Annotated in this window: 1 protein-coding gene and 1 pseudogene; one reads left to right on the top strand and one right to left on the bottom strand. The window is 73.1% G+C overall.

Going from position 1 to position 1,987, the window contains the following annotated elements; translation table 11 throughout:
* On the bottom strand, window positions 1-751 hold a 751-nt coding region (locus B7767_RS38270), incomplete at its 3' end, for a condensation domain-containing protein (RefSeq protein ID WP_256923719.1).
* Window positions 752-1,221: 470 nt separating this feature from the next.
* Between B7767_RS38270 and B7767_RS38275 the strand changes: the two are divergent.
* A pseudogene (locus B7767_RS38275) lies at window positions 1,222-1,987 on the top strand (protein kinase); the annotation flags it as partial.

A 1,987-nucleotide genomic window follows, 5' to 3' on the forward strand; every position in this document is an offset into this window, starting at 1 on the left:
CGCGCCGGACGCCGAGGCGGGCCGCGGCGGCGTCGAGGGCCTTGGTCCGGGCGGGCGTCAGTTCGGCGGTGCGGCGCAGGAAGGGCGCGGTGGGGGCGGCCGTACGGGAGGTGAGCCGGACGGGTTCCGGCAGGCCGGCCAGGCGTCGCGCCCAGTGGTCGCGGTCGCGGGCGTACGCGTCGGAGGCGCGGTAGGCCGCCTCCTCCTCCTGGAGCCGGCTCACCGGCGCGAAGCCACAGGGGTCCGGCTCCCGCCCTTCGGTCAGGGCGTTGTACGTCTCGGCCAGGCGCCGCCCGAGGAGCTTGTAGCTGTAGCCGTCGAGCAGGAGGTGATGGGCCCTCAGCAACCAGAGGTGGCGGTCGGGGGCCAGGGTCAGCAGGGTGTGTGCGAACAGCGGGCCCTTCTCGAGGTCCACGGGGACCGCGAGATCGGCGCGGACGTGGGACCACGCGGCGGCCCCGGGATCCTCGGCGCCGCTGACGTCGACCCGGTGCAGGGTCCAGTCGTCCGCGTCCGGGGCGAGCCGGCAGTGGGGGCCGTCGTCGCCGTCGGTGAAGCGCAGGGCGAAGGTGTCGGCCTCGGCGACGGTGCGCCGAAGCGCGGTCTCGAACAGGGCGGTGTCGAGGGGGCCGTGGATCTCCACCGCCTCCGCGGTGTTGTACGCGGCGCTGTCCGGTGTGAGCCGCCCGGCGTACCAGAGGCCCTCCTGGGCTCCGGACAGCGGTCGACGTTCGTCCTCCTGGAGTGACATAGCACAACCCTCACGTGGCAAGCCGTTATGTCCCGGACGGCAAGGGCCCGGCCGGATCGGACGAGTGCGGCCACCGCTCCGTACCGCCCTCACGTGGGTGAACGCGCAGGGCCGGCCCACAGAGCGGAAAAGGAGTGCCGCACGCCGAGGGCGGGGAATCGGTCAGCCGCCTCGGTCTCACGACACAGCACGGTGGGACAACGGAACCGGCCGGGTCAAGGCAAACCGGCTTCCGGGGACGCCGATTCAGGGGTTTCCCTGAAAATCGCGGAGCCGGGGAGTGCGCTCACCGGATCAATTTCTAGGGAAAACAATCGACTTCGCATCTCACCGGGTTCTCCGCTGGATTCGGCCGCGTTCCGCCGTGCACTCTCGAAAGGCCCCGGCACGCCCCACGGAAGGCCGCGGAGGCACACCGGTACCGGGCCCTTGAAACCCCGGAAACGAACGACGGAAAGAAGGCTGACGGCATGCACCGTGCGTTGTGTCCGGCCGAGACGCTCTACGTGGGCCAGAGAAGCAGAGCCGTACTGTCCTGCGCCCTGCGCGGTCCCGTGGACGTGGCGGCGCTGTCGGCCGCGTTCGACGCCACCACGGAGGTGAACCCGCCGCTGCGCTCCCGCATCGAACAGGACGGCGCAGACCATGTACTGCGCCTTCTCGGTGAGGACGAGCGGCCCCGGCTGGTCGCGCGGACCGGCGACGAGACGGATGCCTACACGGCGGAGCTGAACCGGCCCCTCCCGGTCGGGGGACCGCTGAGCCGGGCCGTCCTGGTCAGCGCGCCGGGCGGCGAGAGCCACCTGTTCGTGCTGGTGGTGGATCACACGGTCGTCGACGGCCACAGCGGCATCGCGCTGCACAACGCCCTGTGGGACCGCTACCGTGCGCTGGTCGACGGGGAGCCCGGCGTCGAGGGCACCGGCCCCGGCCTGCCGCACTGGCCCGAGCCCGTCAGCCGGCTGCTGCCGCCGGCCGACGACGCCGACACGGCGAAGTACCTCGACGGCCGCATCGAGGAGACGCGACGGCACCCGGTCGCGCTGGTGCCGTACGACGTGCCACGCCCGTCCGCGGGCGGCCGGGAGACCGGCCCGGACGGGCACATCGAGGTCCGCAGGCTGACCCTGGACGCAGACCTCACCTCGCGGCTGCGCCGGACGGCGCGCGGCGCGGGCGTCTCCGTGCACGCACTGATCGCCGCGACGCTGCTGGCGACGGCCCGGCGGCGCCTGG

This window comes from Streptomyces sp. 13-12-16, from assembly GCF_002114215.1.
GTDB lineage: Bacteria > Actinomycetota > Actinomycetes > Streptomycetales > Streptomycetaceae > Streptomyces.